Source organism: Pseudomonas sp. 43(2021) (genome assembly GCF_017490805.1).
In the GTDB taxonomy this organism is placed as follows: Bacteria; Pseudomonadota; Gammaproteobacteria; order Pseudomonadales; family Pseudomonadaceae; genus Aquipseudomonas.
Genome location: NZ_JAFGYJ010000612.1, coordinates 1 through 373, shown reverse-complemented (window position 1 = coordinate 373; position 373 = coordinate 1). Strand labels below are relative to the sequence as shown.

General features: G+C 60.9%; 1 protein-coding gene. It reads right to left on the bottom strand.

What is annotated here, in order from left to right; all coding sequences use genetic code 11:
- The coding region (locus tag J5M71_RS28960) for an immunoglobulin-like domain-containing protein (RefSeq protein ID WP_207839130.1) at positions 1–373 on the bottom strand (373 nt) is incomplete at both ends.

Here is a 373-nt window from a genome sequence, read left to right as displayed (position 1 = left end):
TTGCCGACGTCAGCGCCAGTGACCGAACCGATCGATTTGACCACAGGGTCGTTGGCGCCGGTGTAGACGTTGTCCGGGGCAGTGACGGTGACCGAACCAGTCGTGCCGTTGGCCGGCACGGTGATGACGGTCTTGCCATCGCTCAGCGTGAAGGTCAACGCGCCGTGATTGTTGATCGGCAAGCCGTCTTTGTTGGTCAGCGTGATGGTGTAGGTGATCTCGCCGCCTTCGGTGACCGAAGGGGTCGCGGTCAGTTTGGCCACCACTTCGTCGGTGGTGTCGGTCACTTGAACCGTAGCGGCACCACCCAGCTGCAGATTTTCGAAAGTCGCACCGGTTGCATCCACAGCCGAACTGATGCCCAGGCTGATCT